Source organism: Flavobacterium tegetincola DSM 22377, from assembly GCF_000425485.1.
GTDB lineage: Bacteria > Bacteroidota > Bacteroidia > Flavobacteriales > Flavobacteriaceae > Flavobacterium > Flavobacterium tegetincola.
In genome coordinates, this window is record NZ_KE384383.1 from 61,170 (window position 1) to 80,246 (window position 19,077).

The following is a 19,077-nucleotide window of genomic DNA, read 5'->3' on the forward strand; positions in this document are numbered from 1 at the left end:
TTAAAGAAATAAAAATGCCAAGAATTCTCGCCATCGATTACGGACTAAAACGCACAGGAATTGCAGTTACAGACGAAATGCAAATTATAGCTTCCGGATTAACTACGGTAGAATCTCCAACATTAATTGCGTTTTTAAAAACATATTTCACTCAAGAAAAGGTAGAGAAAGTGCTCATCGGCGAACCCAAACAAATGAACGGACTGCCTTCTGAAAGTGCTGTGATTATTGAGAAATTCATTCTTGAGTTTGTCAAAGTTTTTCCAGAGATGACTGTGGTTCGCGTAGACGAACGTTTTACTTCTAAAATGGCGTTTCAAACCATGATTGATTCTGGACTTAAGAAAAAACAACGACAGAACAAAGCGCTGATTGATGAAATTGCAGCTACTATTTTGTTGCAGGATTATTTGGGAAGGAAGTTTTAACTGCGAAAGTATTTTCAATGTATATTTGCGATAGAAGAAGTATCTTAAACGCAGTATTTATTCATTATTTTCAACTGACCCATGAAAAAAATTTCTACATTTTTAATTGTTGTGTTCGTATTGACAATCGCTGTTTCTTGTAAATCAAAAGTACTCGTAGCGGATATTGCACCCCAATATTTTACCGATTCAATTTACAGCACGAGTTTGTCAGAATACAGAAAGCATAATGTGTACCTGCCACTGAATTTTAATAAACGAAAAAAATATCCAATAATTTATACAACTGATGGAAGCGCAATTTCAAGTGACGGTCTAATAAAAAAAGCATTAGATTCTTTAATTGGAAATAAAATTATTAAACCTGTAGTTTTAATTGAAAGCTTTTCAAAACACAAGATTGCTGATTCTAGTGGAACCTTTGGTGATGGAAAGAAAGTATACCTTCAATATAGAAATTTTGAGTACATCAATAATTATCAAAATGTTGCTCCAAATCCACTATTAGAAAATCGATTTAAAAACCACATGACCTATTTTAAAGATGAATTAATTTCCTCAGTTGAAGGTAAATTGACTGAAAAAATAAAGAGGAAGGACCGTTATTTTTACGGATATTCAAATGGAGCAGGTTTCGGATTGAGTTTACTGAATACGCATCCGGATCTCATCGGAACCTATCTTTGTTTTTCGACTTTTGGCGGCGATGTTCAAACAAATAATTGGAATAAAGACGTTCATTATCCTACTTTGTACTTGAAATTCGGAAAAAATGAACCTACATTTTTAAAAGAGGACGCGGATTTTCTAAAAGCTAAATATGATGATTTAAATGCTTTTATCGATATCGAAGAATTTGACGGAGGACACGATTGGAAAAAATGGAACAAAGGATTTATAGAAACCGTACTTAAATTATTCGCTGAAAAGAAATAAAAAGTTGCGGTCTCATTTAATAATTGTTACGCCTTTGCAAATTTTACGCAGAAAACTTTAATCACTTTCCACCAATTTCCGACTCGCTTTCAATACACTTTCTGATAGGTTACTCAACCAAATCAACTGCTCAAGAACCAACTGGGCTTCTTGCATTTTCAATTGAAATTCTTCTTCGTTTGCGCTATTTGCTCTAATTTCTTTTGAACGGATATTTTTTAGTTCCACAAAGCGAACTTCCAGATCAATCTTTTGATACGGTTCAATCGGTTTTTTTGCGGTAGCATTTAAGACGTCCATTGCGGCATTTAGATTTTTCAAAGCCGCATCCACCACTACATTAAATGCGTCAGAGGCTTTAGTGGTTTTGTGCGTTTGAATGTACGTTCCTAAAGAAGCAGACGATGAAACAAGTGAATAATTCAATTCCACTAACTTGTACAATTGAGGCAATTGCTTTTGTTTGGACTTTGGTTCTTGCGTCATTCTTTGAAATGAATTCATTAAATTCCCGATTTCAATAAAGGCAAATTTCCGCGCAATCTTATAAGAGGTAGTTACTTCGCCTTTCTTATTGTAAAATTCAGATATTTCTTTCAAGTAATGATAATTCGCTTTAATCGATTTTTTAAGGAAAACCCGAACATTCAGGAATTCCCAAGAAGGCCACAAGAGGTAATTTGCCGCAAAGGCTAAAGTAGCACCAATTAATGTATCCATGATTCTAAATTGCACCACATCGCGCACATTTGGCGTAAGCATTGCGTAAATAAATACTACATAAATGGTGACAAAGGTAGCTCCAACCTTATAATTGGTTTGCGTAAAAGTAAATCCCAGAAGCATAGCGATTACTGCAAAAACACTTATTGCCACTTGATTTTGTACAAAAGTGATTACTCCAAAGGCGATCACTCCTCCTAAAATCGTTCCAAAAATACGTTCATAAGAGCGTTGTTTTGTCAAACCATAACCCGGACGTAGAATTACTACAATGGTCAATAAAATCCAATAGACTTTTTCAACTGAAATCAAATGTCCAATCACAATTCCTGCAAAAATAGTCAAAGTCAACCGCAGCGAATGTCTAAAAATAGTAGAGGAAAAACTTAAATTATTTTGCAGCGTACTCCATGGGTAATAGAGTGGTGTTAAAAATTTTTCTAAATCTTTTTCAATTCCTTTGGTATCCTGTTTGTCAATTGGCGCTGTAAAAGCCCGTTCTAAAACCTTGATTTTTTCAATTTGACGTTCCACATAATCCCGCATGTTGGAAAGCATAAGCACGCCTTCATGAGATTCATCAATTCCAACGGTGTTTTGGTACGCTGAAATTGCACTTTCTAAAATTTCTAAATCATTAAAGAGTTGGTGTGTGGACGCGTACTTTTTATTTTGCTCAATGGATAGTGAAATCCGCTTTAAAGTGGTAGCTAAATTATAGGCCAGGTCTTGATAATTCTTTAAAATTTGGGGATGATTGCTGAATTTTTCGTTGAATTTCTGGTGGTTGAATGAAGTGGACAATGCCAATTCCAAAATTTCCAAAAGCGATACAAATACTAACAGCATCTTCCGGTTTTGATTGGATCCTCCGGAATTGGAACGATTACGGATTAAAATTTCCCGAATATTCTCGTGGGTAGTATTTAATTCTACTTGCAGCAGTAACTGACTCTTAATAATTGCTTCTCTTGGTGCTTCGGTGTCCCATAAATCGCCACGCAGGTTGAGGTACTTGGAGGTCAATTCTAAACATTCTGCAATTTGTAATTCTACATACCTAAAAGGTCTGATTCTATAAAAAATGAGCGAAACCAGTAAGTAGAATAATCCACCTCCTACAATGTATCCGCCATTGATAAAGATAGAAACGCCTTGCTGCACGTGTCCTGTAGCCAAAGCAATAGATAATAATCCGGAGAAAGATACCATCGTAGCACGTTGTCCATAGACAGAAATCATCGACAGGAAAAATAATGCAACGGCTAAAAATGGGTAAAAGATATAGGGATAAGGATCGAGTAAACTGACTAAAACGGCCGCACTCACGATGATTAAGATGGCCACTAATATCCCGTTAATTTTATGTTTTAAATTACTTGGAATGTCACTTGGATAGGTTAAAATAGCTCCTAATGCAAAGGAGAAGCCTACCTGAAATAAGTCAAGGTAAGCAAAAAAGACCACAGGAATTACCGCCGCAACTGTAATTTTAAGTGCATTGGTAAAATTGGTTTGAGCAGTAAATTTTTGGACAGATTTGAACATAGTATGCAAAGATAGAATCTAACGCTGTTAAAGTTTTATAAAAATAGAGAATTAAAAAGATTCTATATTACGAAAAGGCTGTTTTCTATTATCTTTTTTCACTATTTTTGCCGTCCAATATTAGCGGCAAGTTGCTTTGCGATAAGCTGAATTAGTATAAATTAATACGTTAAAAATGATTTTACCTATAATAGGATACGGCGATCCAGTGCTTCGAAAAGTAGGAGTGGACATTGATGTTAACGATCCTACCATCAAGGAAACTATTGCCAATATGTATGAAACCATGTACAATGCACATGGCGTAGGACTTGCGGCTCCTCAAGTTGGTTTGCCCATTCGTCTTTTTGTAATTGATACGACACCTTTTAGTGACGATGAAGATTTGGAAGAAGAAGAGCAAATGCAATTGAAAGATTTTAAACAAACATTTATCAATGCCAAAATTATAAAAGAAGAAGGCGAGGAGTGGGGTTTTAATGAAGGTTGCTTGAGCATTCCAGAAGTGCGTGAGGATGTATATCGTCATGAAAGAATTACAATTGAATATTTGGACGAAGATTTCAACAAGAAAACGGAAGTATATGATGGTCTGATTGCTCGCGTAATTCAACATGAGTACGATCACATTGAAGGTATCTTATTTACAGATTTAATTTCTTCGTTGAAAAAACAATTGATCAAGAAAAGGCTAGCCAATATTATGGAAGGGAAAACTCGTCCTGACTATAAGATGAAATTTGCCTCACCAAAAAAAGGGAGATAAACTCTTTTCAGCAGAATAATAAAATTTATAACCACATATATTTAAAAAATGAAGTTAGATAAAATATTAGCAATTTCTGGAAAACCAGGATTATACTTATTGCAAGTTCAAACGCGTTCAGGATTTGTAGCAGAATCATTGACAGACGGAAAAAAAATTACAGTAGGTTTGAGAAGTAACGTAAGTTTACTTTCTGAAATTTCAATGTACACCAACACAGAAGAAAAACCTTTGGTTGAAGTAATGAGAAACATTGCGACTAAAGAAAATGAAGGTCCATCTATTTCGCATAAAGAAGATAACGCAACTTTGTTGGCTTACTTTGAAGAAGTTTTGCCAGATTACGACAGAGATCGAGTATATCCATCGGATGTGAAAAAAGTAATCAACTGGTACAACATTTTGCAAGCAAAAGGAATGGTAAGCAAAGAAGCTCCCGTTAAAGAAGTTGCAAAAGAAGAAGAAGTTACAAAAGAGTAATTTTTTTAATCCTTATAATTTTAATCCTGTTGGGAATTTTTCCTAGCAGGATTTCTTATTTTTACAAAAACCTATTTTTATGAATACGAGAGAAATCCAACTGCAGTCCTTTAGTCGATTATTAGATATTATGGACGATTTGCGTGCCAAATGTCCCTGGGATATGAAGCAAACCATGCAAACCTTGCGTCATCTAACTATTGAAGAAACCTACGAACTGGGCGACGCTATTTTGGACAATGACTTGCAAGAAATAAAAAAGGAATTAGGAGATGTTTTACTTCATATTGTTTTTTATTCAAAAATAGGAAGCGAAACCAATTCGTTTGACATTGCCGATGTTTGCAATGAAATTTGTGAAAAACTCATCCATCGTCACCCCCATATTTACGGCGATGTAGTGGTGGAAGATGAAGAAGAAGTAAAACGCAACTGGGAAAAACTGAAATTAAAAGAAGGTAAGAAATCGGTTCTTGAAGGTGTGCCAAAAAGTTTGCCCGCTTTAGTAAAAGCATCACGCATCCAAGACAAAGTAAAAGGAGTTGGTTTTGACTGGGATGAACCCGAACAAGTTTGGGAAAAAGTCCAAGAAGAACTGCAAGAGTTTAGAGATGAAGTAGCCGTGGGACATCAAGAAAACATGGAAGCCGAGTTTGGCGATGTACTTTTTTCAATGATTAACTACGCTCGTTTTCTAAAGATAAATCCCGAAGATGCCTTAGAACGTACCAATAAAAAATTCATCAAACGCTTTCAATATTTAGAAAGTAAAGCAGGCGAACTTGGGAAATCCTTGTCCGACATGAGCCTTGCCGAAATGGACGTTTTTTGGGAAGAAGCGAAGAGGATGTAGGCTTCATGGAAGATCTACAAATAAATAGCTATCCGCTGGCATTTTTATTTTTCCAACTTTAATGGATTTCCATCACGATGCAGTACCTATTAAACGATCGTAATAAAAGAACCTCTAAGGCAGGGTTTATTCCAACTTGCCTAGGGTTTTTGGTAACTTTCCTAGGGTCTTTGTCAACTTAGGTGGGGTTTTTAGTAAACTGCTTAGGGTTTTTGTCTACTCTGCAAGGGTTTTTTCCAATTTGCTTAGGGTTTTGGGTTACCCCGGTAGGGTTTTTTGCATTTTTGGTAGGGTTTTATTCTTTTTGACATTACCGTAGCAATGACTTTATAAGATTATTGGATCAAGCCAACCTAAAACACCTTACTCCACAATTCTTTTCAACTTTACCTTATCCAAAATGGTAATTTTTTTTCCTTGAAGTTCTATCAATCCCAGTTTTTTAAATTCAGAAAGTAACCGAATACAACTTTCAGTAGCCGTACCAATGATGCTTGCAATTTCCTCTCGAGACAATTGCAATCGCAATGAATTATCTTCCAGAAGTCCAAATTTTTCTTCTAAATACAATAAGGTTTGAGCCAGTCGTTCTTTTACATTTTTCTGTGCCAAACTGACCATCATATCATCGGCATCTTTTAAATCCCCACAAACAGATTTCATCAAACTCATCGAAAAAGCATTGTTTTGGTTGAAGAAACCAATAATTTCACTCTTCGGAATAAAACACACTTCCATGTCCTCAACAGCTATTGCGCTAAGATTTGTAGGTTCATCACTTATTAAGGAGCGTTGGCCTAAAAGTTCGCCTTTTTGAGTCAGTTTAACAATTTGGTCCTTGCCGTTTGCACTTAATTTAGTCATTTTGCATACGCCAGCTTTAATACAAAAAACACCATTTACATTCTCGCCTTCCATGAAAATAGCTTCTCCTTTCTTAATGGTAGATGCTGTTTTACAGTTGGACATGGTAATTAGTTCGTCTTTCGTCAAGGTCTTTAAAGCACTGAATTCTCTTACTATACATTGCTCACATTTACCCATAATACATTGTTTAGTGATTGACAAAATTACACTTTTATATGACAATTATCATATAATGCCGTAACAACTTGTGCGAAATTTGCAAAAGGTAAAAGAGTAAAGATATGGACACTTCCCAAAGTTGTTTCCATTGTGGATTAGAGATTAAAAAGTCGGATCTAATTGTTTTTGATAGTAAAAACTTCTGTTGTAAAGGGTGTCAAACCGTTTACGAAATTTTTAGTACCAACGATTTAGGCTGCTATTATGATTTCGAAAATTCCCCAGGAGCAACCCCATTAGACATTGCGGGCAAATATGATTTTTTAGACAACGAAAAGATTCTCGAGAAACTGCTGGAATTTCACGAAGACAATATTGCGGTAGTTTCATTAACTATTCCGCATATTCACTGCAGTTCATGCATTTGGATTTTGGAGAATCTGCAACGATTGGAATCGGGTATCAGCACTTCGATGGTCAATTTTAATGAAAAAACGGTTCGAATTACATACAATTCTGATGCGGTTGAATTAAAGAAAATTGTCAATTTATTGAGTGCAATTGGTTACGAACCTTACATAAGTTTGGAAAATTATGAAACTGGAGTCAAAACCGAGGATAGAAGTTTAACCTATAAATTGGGTGTTGCTTTTTTCTGTTTTGGCAATATCATGTTGCTGTCTTTTCCCGAATATTTTGAGGCAAATGAATTTTGGATTGACCAATATAAAGGTTTCTTTCGATGGTTGATTTTTGCTTTGGCACTGCCTACTTTCTTTTATTCGGCAAGCGGTTATTATATTTCTGCTTACAAAAGCATCCGATCCGGCATGCTGAATATCGATATTCCAATAGCTTTAGGAATTATAGTCATGTTTGTCCGAAGTACCGTGGATATTATCATGGGACACGGTCAAGGCTTTTTTGATAGTTTATCAGGTTTAATCTTTTTTATGCTTTTGGGCAAAATGTTTCAAATCAAGACCTATAATTTCTTGAGTTTTGAACGTGATTTTAAATCGTATTTTCCAATTGCAGTAACCAAATTAGCAGACGGAATAGAAGAAAGTGTACCTATATATGACATTGTAAAAGGCGATCGCTTATTGATTCGAAACCAAGAGTTAATTCCTGTTGACGGTATTTTGCTTTCTTCAGAAGCCACTTTAGACTACAGTTTTGTAACCGGCGAAGCCAATGCGATTGTCAAGAATTCTGGTGACAAAGTATTTGCCGGAGGAAAACAAATTGGACAATTGATTGAAATGCAGGTTCTTGAAAGTGTTTCGCAGAGCTATTTGACGCAGTTGTGGAGTAATGATGTGTTCCAGAAGAAAGTCAACCAACATTTTAAAACCATAACCGATCAAATCAGTCATTATTTCACACCCATTTTATTATTGATTGCGTTTGCTGGATTTGGCTATTGGATTTTCTTTGATGTCAATACGGCTTTTAATGTTTTTACAGCGGTTTTAATTGTAGCGTGCCCATGTGCTTTGGCTTTAACGGCGCCTTTTACCTTCGGAAACATTTTACGTATACTGGGAAAGAAGAAAATCTACTTGAAAAATGCGTTGGTAATCGAGCAATTGGCAAAAGTCGACACGCTGGTTTTTGACAAGACAGGAACCATAACTACTACTGAAAAATCAACCGTCCATTACCACGGAATCCCGCTTTCAGAAACGCAAGAGTGCTTGGTTAAAAATAGTTTGCGAGCGTCCAACCACCCGTTGAGCCGCATGCTGTATGCTGAAATGCCTGACGTTGATTTTCTGAAGATGGATTCTTTTGAAGAATTTGTTGGAAAAGGAATCGAAGCGCATTTTGAAGGAAACAAAATCACTTTAGGTTCGCCTAGTTTTGTACACGCAAATCAACCGCAGGTTCTTGCTGAAACAAGTATTCATATTGCTATTAACGGTTTGTATTTGGGAAAATTTGTCTTCAAAAATGCATATCGAGAAGGTTTGTCCCAACTGTTTAAATCGCTTTCGCAAAAATATGAACTGCACATTTTATCGGGAGACAATGACGGAGAACGTGCTTTCTTGGAAGAATTCTTGCCAGTTGACACCAATTTAGTTTTTAATCAAAAGCCCGAACAGAAGTTAAGTTATATTAATGATTTGCAGGAAAAAGGCAAAAATGTGATGATGGTGGGAGACGGACTTAACGATGCTGGCGCTTTGGCCCAAAGTAATGTAGGAATTTCAATTTCAGAAAATGTAAATGTTTTTTCGCCAGCGTGTGATGCTATTTTAGATGCTTCGGAATTTCAGAATATTAGCAGTTTTTTACAGCTTTCAAAGAAAGCCATACGTACGATTAAAATGAGCTTTACCTTATCGCTACTTTACAATATAGTGGGTTTGGGCTTTGCCATAACAGGAAATTTATTGCCCTTGGTTGCAGCCATAATTATGCCGTTGAGTACGGTAACGATTGTTAGTTTTGTAACCATAATGAGCACTATTTATGCTAAAAAACTTCATTTAAAATAAAAGCCGTTTATGATATTTATCATAAAATATAGTTAACGAACGGCGTAATTTTGTCCAACACAAATTAGAGGTATGAGTGTCATTTATTTATTAATTTCCGTAAGTATAGTAGTTGCTATTTTCTTTTTCATTGCTTTTATCATGGCAGTGCGAAAAGGACAATACGACGACGATTATACGCCTTCCGTCAGAATGCTTTTTGACGATGAATTAAAAACAAAACCAAAACAAATTAAAACAACCCCTGAAAAACAAGTGTAATATGGAGATGCAACAATTTTATTACGACAACAAAATTGTAAAGAAGTTCATTTATGCTACCATCCTTTTTGGAGTAGTAGGAATGTCCGTAGGGCTACTTTTAGCCATCATGTTTTTATTCCCTAACCTAACTGACGGTATTTCGTGGTTGAGTTTTGGACGATTAAGACCTTTACACACCAATGCAGTTATTTTTGCATTTGTAGGAAACGCATTCTTTGCCGGAATGTATTATTCAATGCAACGTCTTCTAAAAGCCAGAATGTACAGCGATGTTTTAAGTAATCTTCACTTTTGGGGATGGCAGTTGATAATCGTTGCTGCAGCAATTACGCTTCCTCTGGGATACACGTCTTCAAAAGAATATGCCGAACTGGAGTGGCCAATAGATATTGCTATTGCATTCATCTGGGTCGTTATGGGAATCAATATGATTGGTACCATGATTAAAAGGAGAGAGCGCCACTTATATGTAGCCATTTGGTTTTACTTGGCAACTTTTGTAACGGTTGCGGTATTGCATATTTTCAATAGTTTGTCACTTCCAGTTAGTTTCTTGAAAAGTTATTCGGTTTACGCAGGAGTGCAAGACGCCTTGGTACAATGGTGGTACGGTCATAATGCGGTTGCCTTTTTTCTAACTACACCTTTCTTAGGATTGATGTATTACTATGTTCCGAAAGCGGCAAATCGTCCGGTATATTCTTACAGGTTGTCTATTATTCACTTCTGGTCGTTAATTTTTATTTACATCTGGGCTGGACCGCACCACTTGTTATATTCTGCTTTGCCAGATTGGGCTCAGAATCTAGGAGTTGTTTTTTCCATCATGTTATTGGCGCCATCTTGGGGTGGTATGATCAACGGATTGTTGACTTTGAGAGGAGTTTGGGATAAAGTTAGAGAAGAGCCCGTGCTAAAATTCTTCGTCGTGGCGATTACAGGATACGGTATGGCTACTTTTGAAGGTCCAATGTTATCCTTGAAAAATGTAAATGCTATTGCTCACTTTACAGATTGGATTATAGCGCACGTCCACGTTGGTGCCTTGGCTTGGAACGGATTCATGGCGTTTGGTATGATTTATTGGTTGGTTCCAAGAATGACCAAAGGAAAATTATTCTCTACAAAATTAGCCAACTTACACTTTTGGTTGGGTACTTTAGGAATCATTTTATATGCTTTACCTATGTATGTTGCTGGATTTTTACAAGCATCAATGTGGAAACAATTCAATCCTGACGGAACATTAATGTACGGTAACTTTCTAGAAACTGTAACTCAAATTATTCCAATGTATTGGATGAGAATGTTTGGTGGTGTACTGTACATCTCAGGAATGTTGATCCTAGTGTACAATATTTATAGAACATTACGTGCAAACGATGCTATTGAAGATGACTTTGCAGAAGCACCGGCTTTAGCGCCAATTTCAAAAGGAAGATTACAAGGAGAGAAATTCCACCCATGGCTGGAACGAAGACCAATTCAGTTGACAATTTTAGCGACAATCGCTATTTTAATTGGAGGAATTATTCAGATTGTACCTACCATTATGGTCAAATCAAACATTCCAACTATTGCAGCGGTAAAACCATATACACCATTAGAATTACAAGGACGCGATATTTATATTCGTGAAGGTTGTGTAGGATGTCACTCCCAACAAATTAGACCTTTTAGAAGTGAAGTAGAACGTTACGGACCACAATCTAAAGCTGGAGAATATGTATACGATCACCCATTCCTTTGGGGTTCAAAACGTACAGGTCCAGATTTAATGAGGGTGGGTCAAAAGTACAATGACAATTGGCATTTTAACCACATGTGGGATCCACAAAGTATATCGGCGGGTTCAATCATGCCAGGATACAAATGGTTGTTTGACAATGAAGCTTTGGATAATTCTGATATTGAAACCAAACTAAAAGTGATGCAGACGTTAGGTGTTCCTTACACCGATGCTCAAGTGGCTAGTGCTCGAAAAGACATGGCGAAACAAGCACAAGGAATTGAGGACAATTTACATGGAGATCCTGACTTTGTAAAAAGTTATGAGAACAGTAAAAAAATTGCCGCAGCTAATGGAGAAGAGTTTGTACCGATGAGTCAACGTGAAATTGTAGCACTAATTTCTTACTTGCAACGCTTAGGTACGGACATTAAAGTAAAAGATAACGCAAAAAAATAAAGCTATGTTTGAAGCAATAAAACACAATATGGAGACCATTGCTGGGGTAGAAATCTACCCCATCCTCTCCCTACTTATTTTCTTTATCTTCTTTGTAGGATTAGGAATCTGGGTTTACGGTTACAAAAAAGAAGCAATTGACGACATGAGTCAGATTCCATTAAAAGATTAATTAAATTTTAAAACACAGAACCATGAAAAAACGTATTCCAGCTTATGTAAGAGTTCCCGTGCTGTTTTTTATAGTTGCCTTAGGAATGGAATTCATCATAGATTCAGGCAGCAAACCTGCTTTTATTGAATATCCAATGGTAGCCCTTTTTCTAGCTTTCTTTTTGTTCATCTTGATCGCTATAGAAATTACAGTAAGCGCTGTTGATAATGTTACGTATCAGTTGCTAACTCCCGAAGAAAGGGAATTAGAAGCGATAAACGAAGAGAAAAGTATTTCAGAAAGCGCTTGGTATAAAAAAATGATGCAAAGCTTAACCCGTTCTAAGCCTATGGCTATGGAAGGTGCGCTACTTTTGGACCACGATTATGACGGTATAAAAGAACTTGACAATGACTTGCCGCCTTGGTGGAAATATCTTTTCATCTTCTCTGTAATATGGGGTGTAGCTTATTTTATTCACTTTGAAATGCTTGGCGGAGACGATCAGGAAACGGAATTGAAGAAGGAAATTGCCGAAGCTCAAATTGCATTAGAAGAGTATAAGAAAACGGCACCTGATTTAATGAATGCCGATAATGTGACTTTATTGACGGATGCAGGCGACTTGTCCAAAGGAAAAGCGCTTTTTGAAACGAATTGTGTGGCGTGCCACAGAGCTGACGGTGGTGGTCAAATTGGTCCAAACCTGACAGATAACCTTTGGATTTTAGGTGGTGGAATTAAAAATGTATTTCACACTATTTCAGAAGGAGGACGTGATGGAAAAGGAATGGTGTCTTGGAAAGCCATTTTAAAACCTACCGAAATGCAGCAACTTGCCAGCTACGTATTGTCCTTGCAAGGAACTAATCCAGCGGATGCAAAAGCAGGTGAAGGTGAAGTTTGGGTAGACGAAAACGCTCCAGCAGGCGAAGTGCCAGCTACAGAAGCAGCAAAAACTGAAGAAACAACTCCTGAAGTTGTGACTAACTAAAAAAATAGTACCATGTCTGAGCCTTATGATGATGAGTCTTTTAGAGATACGATAGGAACGCTAGATAAGGATGGTAATAGGAAATTTATTTTTCCTAAAAAACCACACGGAAGATTTTATAGCTACCGAAAATATGTAAGTTATTTATTACTTGCCATCTTAATTGCAAATCCGTTTATCAAGGTAAACGGAAATCAATTTATGATGTTTAATGTTCTGGAAAGAAGATTTAACATCTTTGGATTCCCTTTTTGGCCACAAGATTTTTACTTGTTTGTTATTATAATGCTCATCGGGGTGGCTTTTCTGCTCTTGTTTACCGTTGTATTTGGACGAATATTCTGCGGATGGATCTGTCCGCAAACCATCTTCTTAGAATTGGTTTTCCGTAGAATCGAATATTGGATTGATGGTGATCGAGGTGCTCAAATTCGTTTAAATAAACAAAAGTGGGATGCCGAGAAAATTAGAAAACGGGTAACCAAATGGGTTATATTTTTTATGATTTCCTTTTTGATTGCCAACGTGTTTCTCGCCTATTTAATAAGCAGCGACAAGCTGTTCCAAATGGTTGAAGACGGACCAGCCTTGCATTTAAGCAACTTTATTTCATTGCTGATATTTACCGGAGTGTTTTACTTTGTCTTTGTTTGGTTTAGAGAGCAAGTGTGCATCATTGCTTGTCCTTATGGAAGGTTGCAAGGTGTTTTGTTAGACAATAAATCCATTAATGTAGCGTACGATTTTGTACGTGGAGAGAAAGAAGAAGGTCGCGCTAAATTCAAGAAAAATGAAGATCGCGCCACAACAGGAAAGGGAGATTGTATAGATTGCAACCAGTGTGTTAACGTCTGTCCAATGGGAATTGACATCCGTAACGGGACGCAATTAGAGTGCACCAATTGTACCGCTTGTATTGACGAATGTGATACCATAATGGAAAGTGTCAACTTGCCAAAAGGATTGATTCGTTATGCTACAGAAGATGAAATTGTAAAGAAAGAGCCGTTTAAATTTACTGCTCGAATGAAAGGTTATACAGCCGTTTTGGTTATATTAATCGGAATGTTGATCGGGATGTTGTTCCTAAGAAATGATGTGGAAGCAACTATATTACGTCTTCCGGGTCAATTATTTGAACACAAAGGGGATAAAATCAGTAATGTGTATACCTACAAAGTAATCAATAAGACCATTAAAGATTTCAATGAAGTCAACTTCAAAATTATGAATCCAAAAGGAACCATAAGAAATGTAGGTGGATCAAATGTGATGATTTCTAGAGAGGGAACTTCACAAGGAACTTTGTTTATTGAGATTGATCAAGCGTTACTGGACGGCGATAAGACAAAAGTTACCATCGGAGTTTACAATGGCAATGAGTTATTGGAAACAGCAACAACTAACTTTTTAGGTCCACGGACATTTAATTAAAAATAGTAAACGCTCTAAAAGAGTGATTTAATAGAAAGTTCACAAAATAATTTATTGCAATGCAACCAGAACGAGTTGGTGTTCAAATCAATTTAGTGCGGTAAATTCCAATAAATAAAAACGAGTACACATGAAATTCAAGATAGGCTGGGGAACATCAATCGTTATTGCAATCGCATTTTTTATGTCCTTTATTCTGTACTTTGTAATTAAAGTACAATCGGATTCAAAATACGACAATGATTTAGTGGTAGAGGAATATTACAAGAAAGACGCGCTTTACGGTGAAGATTACATCAAAATGCAAAATGCAGCTGATTTAGTCGAAAAACCAAAAGTGATCCAGAAGAACGATTCAATTGAAATTGTATTTCCAGCATCAATGAATAGAAATGAAATCAAAGGAACAGTGTCCTTTTATCGACCGTCTAACAAGAAATTGGACTTCCAAGTGCCAATTTCATTGTCAAAACCATCTTTACTCATACCTAAAACTAATTTGGTAGGCGGTCGTTGGGACATTATTATGGATTGGGATTATCAATCTAAAACGTATAAACTCAAAGAAACGGTTTATATTAACTAACTAAAGAAAAATGCTTTATACAGCTTTCATATTTGGTCTGATCAGTAGTTTCCATTGTGTTGGGATGTGCGGTCCTATTGCAATGATGCTACCTGTAGACCATCAAAATTCTACCAAGAAAGCGTTTCAGGTTGCCACCTATCACTTGGGTCGGTTAACGGCTTACGGAAGCATCGGTTTGATTTTTGGCGCTTTGGGAAAAGGTTTTTTCATGGCAGGAATGCAACAGCAACTTTCGATAGTTGTGGGTGTTTTGATGATTGTTTTTATCCTTGTCCCTGAACGGAAATTGGCCCAATACAACTTTTCCAAACCTATTTACAAAGTGATTTCCAAAGTAAAAGCAGCTTTGGGAAAACAATTCAAAAACAAAAGTTACAAATCCCTTTTTACCATCGGGTTACTCAACGGTTTCCTTCCGTGCGGAATGGTTTACGTAGCACTCTTTGGCGCTATTGCCATGCAAAGCGTTACTTACGGCGTTTTTTACATGCTTTTATTTGGACTCGGAACGATGCCATTAATGAGTGTCGTTATTTATGTAAATTCCTTTGTTACCCCCTCTTTTCGTAATAAAATCCAACATGTTATTCCTTATGTAGCCGTCTTCATCGGTTGCCTTTTTATTCTTCGTGGTTTAGGTTTGGGCATTCCTTATGTGTCGCCTTCTACGATGAGTTTGTTTGTGAGTGAGGGTGCAGATTGTTTTTAGTATTTAATTCTGCAACTATTAGATTCTTGTGTTATTTTGAAATAAGTTACATTTGATAACTAATAATTACGCTGAGGAATATATTTGAAAAGTTGTACAAACTTGAGTATATTTGCTAGTTAGCCGTCAGTTTGGCGCAACGAAAAGAAAACTAACAATTTATGATTGAAATCGGAAAATATAAGGTTGAAATTTTTACAGACGAAACTTATGAAAGTGGTTCGGCTGATAATCTCAATAAATACGATTTTGAATATTTAGAACCCGAAAATAATTATAACTCAACTTTTGTTGGCGTAAAAATATACGAAAATGAAGAATTTATTAAAAGCACATTAATTGGCTCTGAAGGTGGAAATACAGGAATAAATGAGAACTCAAAAATAATTGAACAAAACAGAATTCTAATCTGTTGTGCAGACAAAATATTCTGTTTGTCATTTCCAGAACTTAATCTGTTATGGAAAACTAAAAGTGACGAAATGAGTTGCTTTGAAATTTTTAAAAAGGACAATTATTATATTGTTCACGGAGAATTGGAAATATCGAAATTAAATGAAAACGGAAAAATATTGTGGAAAAAAAGCGGTGCGGATATATTTACAACAATTAGTGGAAAAAATGATTTTGAAATAACTGAAAAATACATAATTGCAACTGATTGGGAAAATAGAATTTACAAATTTGATTATGATGGAAATGAATATACCGATATGAAACAATTCAATTAAAGAAAAAAACCGAACGGCTAACAGCGGTTTGCATAAATGGCGAAATATGTGCTAAATTCACGTTTATCTTTCGCAAGAAATTTTATCTTAGCCGAAAATAATCGGTCACGAAGTTCGCCACTTCTGCAAGCCGCGACACGTTAACAAAAATGTTCCTCCCTTTCTACGATGATCTCTGATCTCGTAGTTATCAGATAATCTCCAAAAAAACCTCCAGATACTTACAAAAGTATCTTTTCTATACACCTTCGATTACCAAGGTAGGTACAAAAGTATCTTTTCCATACACCTTCGACTACCAAGATGGATACAAAAGCAACTTTTTAATACACCTTCGATTACCAAGGTGCATACAAAAGTAACTTTTTAATACACCTTCGACTACGAGGGTGGGTACAAAAGTATCTTTTCTATATACCTTCGAGATCCAATGTGTATATTTCAACTAATTGTACTGCATTTTTATATAATAGACAAGTGTAAAAAGTGCCTGTACCGCCTAGTTACAAGTATTTTATGAAAATTATTGCGTAAAATTGTTCATTGCTTTTAAATATTTATTAGTTTTAATATATATTAACTTTAAAACAAATAGATCATGGAAGAAAATCAAAAAGAGGAAGGGAAAGCCAAGCCAAATGCAAAACCAAATATTCCCGCAGGCGACATGGATTTTGGCACTGTAGCCAATGATGCAATTGCGATGTGGAAAATAGAACCTTGGCTCACGCTGCAATATACCACGCAGGCCATAGCACAGCAAAAAGTGGATTTATTCAATACAATTATTGGCAACAGAAGAGGTGACGGTGGAGGTAGACCCCAATATACAATGGCTCTAGAATCTATTAATAAAGAAATTGATGGTGCAATTAAGTACATCAAAGGTTATATTCAGGAAAAACATGGGGAAAAAGGAAAGGAAGTAGTACAGAGCTACTATCCTGCATTTGGAATGGTGAAAAAAAATGATACTTTTATCATTCCAGGAGATGCTAGTAACCGCAAAATTGCTTTAGATTTGATGATAGCAGGTATTCAAACCAACCAATTTGAAACCAGAAAATACGGATTGACCTATTGGGAAGACATCAAAGTCAAATACGATGCATTGGTGCTAAATTCTAGAGCTTTGGACGGAAGTATATCGGATAAAGTAGGCGATAAAAATGTGTTGAAACAGGAAATCAAAGAAGTATTAGGATCAATTATAAATGTTTTAGAAGGAAATTTTCCGAAAACGTACCATAAACAACTCCGCAAATGGGGATTCCAGAAAGAGAAATATTAATGATTCTTAATTAAATGTGCCTTGGGAATCAGGGCATTTTTTTTGTTTAAGATTACCACTGAATTCAAATAGTAATTAAATTCTTCCGTTCTTCAATCCCTTAATCCTTCTAGTTTTTAAATAAATAATTCCTATTTTGCACACAAATTAGAATTATATGAATAACGCACCATTTATTACAGACGACACCATCGTTTTTGGACTACTAATGCTTCTTTTGGCATTTGTATTTTACACGTCAGGTAAACAAGAAGGATTTTGGAAAAAATTCTACGTTGTATTCCCTTCCTTATTGATGTGTTATTTATTGCCTTCTATATTTAGTTCGCTCAACATTATTTCTCCCGAATGGACTGAAATAGGCGAAGGCGGCGAAATCATTACCAAGAAATCATCCATTTACTTTGTAGCAAGTCGCTATTTACTTCCCGCGGCATTGGTATTAATGACGTTGAGTATTGACTTGAAAGCAATGTTCAAGCTAGGACCAAAAGCCTTAATCATGTTTTTTACCGGAACCATTGGAGTCATTATTGGTGGACCAATAGCGGTTTTAGTCATGTCTGTTTTTTCTCCTGAAACCGTTGGCGGTGCGGATTTTGACGCTGTTTGGCGTGGACTTGCAACTATAGCCGGAAGTTGGATAGGAGGAGGAGCCAATCAAGCTGCAATGTTTGAAGTTTTCAAATACAATCCGGACAAATACGGAGCGATGGTTTTGGTTGATATTGTAGTCGCTAATATTTGGATGGCGTTTCTATTATTTGGTATTGGTCGAAAAGAGAAAATTGACAATTGGCTAAAGGCAGATACAAGTTCGATAGAAGAATTAAAAGATAAAATGACGGCGTATGCTGCAAATGTAACGCGGAATCCAAGTCTAACCGACTTGATGGTTATTCTCGGAATCGCTTTCACTGCCGTAGGACTTGCACATTGGGGAAGTAACTCGATTTCTGATTTGCTTAAAGCAAACTTCGAAATCGTAAACGACCCAACAAGTTTTGCCTCCACCTTTGGCGACCGATTTTTCTGGATGGTAACCTTTGCCACAGCACTCGGAATTATATTTTCGTACACCAAACTAAAGCAGTACGAAGGAGCAGGAGCTAGTAAAATAGGAAGTGTTTTTATCTACATTCTGGTAGCGTCCATCGGTATGAAAATGGATTTGGGTTCTGTAGCCAGTAATCCAGGTTTGCTGGTTGTAGGGTTAATCTGGATGGCCATCCACGTGTTGCTTTTAGTAATCGTTGCCAAACTCATCAAAGCACCCTTTTTCTTTCTTGCCGTAGGAAGTAAAGCCAATATTGGTGGAGCAGCTTCGGCACCCATTATTGCTTCAGCATTTCATCCTTCATTAGCAAGTGTCGGGGTTTTGTTGGCTGTTTTTGGTTACGTTGCCGGAACATATGGCGCTTTATTAGCGGCCTTTTTAATGGAAATTGCAGCACCG

General features: G+C 36.4%; 18 protein-coding genes. 16 read left to right on the forward strand and 2 right to left on the reverse strand.

Going from position 1 to position 19,077, the window contains the following annotated elements; translation table 11 throughout:
* Positions 1 to 14: 14 nt before the first annotated feature.
* Positions 15 to 428 (forward strand): Holliday junction resolvase RuvX, encoded by a 414-nt coding sequence (gene ruvX / locus H602_RS0109930; protein WP_026977855.1) that lies wholly within the window; start codon positions 15 to 17, stop codon positions 426 to 428.
* 81 nt (positions 429 to 509) lie between these two features.
* Entirely contained in the window at positions 510 to 1,364 is an 855-nt protein-coding gene (locus tag H602_RS18655) for an alpha/beta hydrolase (RefSeq protein ID WP_035759412.1), read from the forward strand.
* Between the two features lie 57 nt (positions 1,365 to 1,421).
* Here the strand turns inward: H602_RS18655 and H602_RS0109940 are convergent, their stop codons facing one another.
* Complete coding sequence (locus tag H602_RS0109940; protein WP_026977856.1) at positions 1,422 to 3,635, reverse strand: FUSC family protein; 2,214 nt, start codon at positions 3,633 to 3,635, stop codon at positions 1,422 to 1,424.
* A 175-nt stretch (positions 3,636 to 3,810) separates the two neighbouring features.
* Between H602_RS0109940 and def the strand changes: the two genes are divergently transcribed.
* The 3 genes from def (at position 3,811) to mazG (ending at position 5,734) form a co-directional block, all read left to right on the forward strand.
* Positions 3,811 to 4,401 carry a peptide deformylase gene (gene def, locus H602_RS0109945; RefSeq protein ID WP_026977857.1) on the forward strand — a complete coding sequence of 197 codons (591 nt, stop codon included), beginning with the start codon at positions 3,811 to 3,813 and terminating at the stop codon, positions 4,399 to 4,401.
* Between the two features lie 48 nt (positions 4,402 to 4,449).
* Positions 4,450 to 4,881: a DUF5606 family protein gene (locus H602_RS18660; RefSeq protein ID WP_035759414.1), complete on the forward strand. Its 432-nt coding sequence runs from the start codon at positions 4,450 to 4,452 to the stop codon at positions 4,879 to 4,881.
* A gap of 79 nt (positions 4,882 to 4,960) precedes the next feature.
* Positions 4,961 to 5,734: a nucleoside triphosphate pyrophosphohydrolase gene (mazG, locus tag H602_RS0109955; RefSeq protein ID WP_026977858.1), complete on the forward strand. Its 774-nt coding sequence runs from the start codon at positions 4,961 to 4,963 to the stop codon at positions 5,732 to 5,734.
* A 363-nt stretch (positions 5,735 to 6,097) separates the two neighbouring features.
* Here the strand turns inward: mazG and H602_RS0109960 are convergent, their stop codons facing one another.
* On the reverse strand, positions 6,098 to 6,778 hold the full coding sequence (locus tag H602_RS0109960; protein WP_026977859.1) for a Crp/Fnr family transcriptional regulator: 681 nt from the start codon (positions 6,776 to 6,778) through the stop codon (positions 6,098 to 6,100).
* 104 nt (positions 6,779 to 6,882) lie between these two features.
* On the opposite strand from H602_RS0109960, the gene H602_RS0109965 reads away from it, so the two are divergent.
* The 11 genes from H602_RS0109965 to H602_RS18670 all read left to right on the forward strand — a co-directional run.
* Complete coding sequence (locus tag H602_RS0109965; RefSeq protein ID WP_026977860.1) at positions 6,883 to 9,267, forward strand: heavy metal translocating P-type ATPase metal-binding domain-containing protein; 2,385 nt, start codon at positions 6,883 to 6,885, stop codon at positions 9,265 to 9,267.
* 72 nt (positions 9,268 to 9,339) lie between these two features.
* Positions 9,340 to 9,528 carry a cbb3-type cytochrome oxidase assembly protein CcoS gene (ccoS, locus tag H602_RS0109970; RefSeq protein ID WP_026977861.1) on the forward strand — a complete coding sequence of 63 codons (189 nt, stop codon included), beginning with the start codon at positions 9,340 to 9,342 and terminating at the stop codon, positions 9,526 to 9,528.
* A 1-nt stretch (position 9,529) separates the two neighbouring features.
* The gene (ccoN, locus tag H602_RS0109975) at positions 9,530 to 11,719 is read left to right on the forward strand and encodes a cytochrome-c oxidase, cbb3-type subunit I (protein WP_026977862.1); all 2,190 of its coding nucleotides are present in this window, start codon (positions 9,530 to 9,532) and stop codon (positions 11,717 to 11,719) included.
* Positions 11,720 to 11,723: 4 nt separating this feature from the next.
* Positions 11,724 to 11,891 (forward strand): cbb3-type cytochrome oxidase subunit 3, encoded by a 168-nt coding sequence (locus tag H602_RS0109980; protein ID WP_026977863.1) that lies wholly within the window; start codon positions 11,724 to 11,726, stop codon positions 11,889 to 11,891.
* Positions 11,892 to 11,913: 22 nt separating this feature from the next.
* On the forward strand, positions 11,914 to 12,867 hold the full coding sequence (locus H602_RS0109985; protein WP_026977864.1) for a cbb3-type cytochrome c oxidase N-terminal domain-containing protein: 954 nt from the start codon (positions 11,914 to 11,916) through the stop codon (positions 12,865 to 12,867).
* 12 nt (positions 12,868 to 12,879) lie between these two features.
* Positions 12,880 to 14,301 (forward strand): cytochrome c oxidase accessory protein CcoG, encoded by a 1,422-nt coding sequence (gene ccoG / locus H602_RS0109990; protein ID WP_026977865.1) that lies wholly within the window; start codon positions 12,880 to 12,882, stop codon positions 14,299 to 14,301.
* Positions 14,302 to 14,431: 130 nt separating this feature from the next.
* Positions 14,432 to 14,887, forward strand: coding sequence for a FixH family protein (locus H602_RS0109995; RefSeq protein WP_026977866.1), 456 nt, complete (start codon positions 14,432 to 14,434; stop codon positions 14,885 to 14,887).
* Between the two features lie 10 nt (positions 14,888 to 14,897).
* On the forward strand, positions 14,898 to 15,599 hold the full coding sequence (locus H602_RS0110000; protein WP_026977867.1) for a sulfite exporter TauE/SafE family protein: 702 nt from the start codon (positions 14,898 to 14,900) through the stop codon (positions 15,597 to 15,599).
* A gap of 161 nt (positions 15,600 to 15,760) precedes the next feature.
* Complete coding sequence (locus H602_RS18665) at positions 15,761 to 16,330, forward strand: hypothetical protein (RefSeq protein WP_051224361.1); 570 nt, start codon at positions 15,761 to 15,763, stop codon at positions 16,328 to 16,330.
* Positions 16,331 to 16,928: 598 nt separating this feature from the next.
* Positions 16,929 to 17,621 (forward strand): hypothetical protein, encoded by a 693-nt coding sequence (locus H602_RS0110010; protein ID WP_026977868.1) that lies wholly within the window; start codon positions 16,929 to 16,931, stop codon positions 17,619 to 17,621.
* A gap of 157 nt (positions 17,622 to 17,778) precedes the next feature.
* Positions 17,779 to 19,077 (forward strand): DUF819 family protein (locus H602_RS18670; protein WP_035759480.1); only part of this gene is annotated, 1,299 nt, incomplete at its 3' end.

Excerpts from the sequence above, each read along its gene's own strand:
- H602_RS0109965 (WP_026977860.1), top strand. The coding sequence starts at position 6,883 with ATGGACACTTCCCAAAGTTGTTTCCATTGTGGATTAGAGATTAAAAAG.
- H602_RS0110010 (WP_026977868.1), top strand. The coding sequence starts at position 16,929 with ATGGAAGAAAATCAAAAAGAGGAAGGGAAAGCCAAGCCAAATGCAAAA.
- H602_RS0109960 (WP_026977859.1), bottom strand. The coding sequence starts at position 6,778 with ATGGGTAAATGTGAGCAATGTATAGTAAGAGAATTCAGTGCTTTAAAG.
- H602_RS18660 (WP_035759414.1), top strand. The coding sequence starts at position 4,450 with ATGAAGTTAGATAAAATATTAGCAATTTCTGGAAAACCAGGATTATAC.
- ccoG (WP_026977865.1), top strand. The coding sequence starts at position 12,880 with ATGTCTGAGCCTTATGATGATGAGTCTTTTAGAGATACGATAGGAACG.
- H602_RS18655 (WP_035759412.1), top strand. The coding sequence starts at position 510 with ATGAAAAAAATTTCTACATTTTTAATTGTTGTGTTCGTATTGACAATC.
- H602_RS0109995 (WP_026977866.1), top strand. The coding sequence starts at position 14,432 with ATGAAATTCAAGATAGGCTGGGGAACATCAATCGTTATTGCAATCGCA.
- H602_RS0109985 (WP_026977864.1), top strand. The coding sequence starts at position 11,914 with ATGAAAAAACGTATTCCAGCTTATGTAAGAGTTCCCGTGCTGTTTTTT.
- H602_RS0109980 (WP_026977863.1), top strand. The coding sequence starts at position 11,724 with ATGTTTGAAGCAATAAAACACAATATGGAGACCATTGCTGGGGTAGAA.
- mazG (WP_026977858.1), top strand. The coding sequence starts at position 4,961 with ATGAATACGAGAGAAATCCAACTGCAGTCCTTTAGTCGATTATTAGAT.
- ccoS (WP_026977861.1), top strand. The coding sequence starts at position 9,340 with ATGAGTGTCATTTATTTATTAATTTCCGTAAGTATAGTAGTTGCTATT.
- H602_RS0110000 (WP_026977867.1), top strand. The coding sequence starts at position 14,898 with ATGCTTTATACAGCTTTCATATTTGGTCTGATCAGTAGTTTCCATTGT.
- def (WP_026977857.1), top strand. The coding sequence starts at position 3,811 with ATGATTTTACCTATAATAGGATACGGCGATCCAGTGCTTCGAAAAGTA.
- H602_RS18665 (WP_051224361.1), top strand. The coding sequence starts at position 15,761 with ATGATTGAAATCGGAAAATATAAGGTTGAAATTTTTACAGACGAAACT.
- H602_RS0109940 (WP_026977856.1), bottom strand. The coding sequence starts at position 3,635 with ATGTTCAAATCTGTCCAAAAATTTACTGCTCAAACCAATTTTACCAAT.
- ccoN (WP_026977862.1), top strand. The coding sequence starts at position 9,530 with ATGGAGATGCAACAATTTTATTACGACAACAAAATTGTAAAGAAGTTC.
- ruvX (WP_026977855.1), top strand. The coding sequence starts at position 15 with ATGCCAAGAATTCTCGCCATCGATTACGGACTAAAACGCACAGGAATT.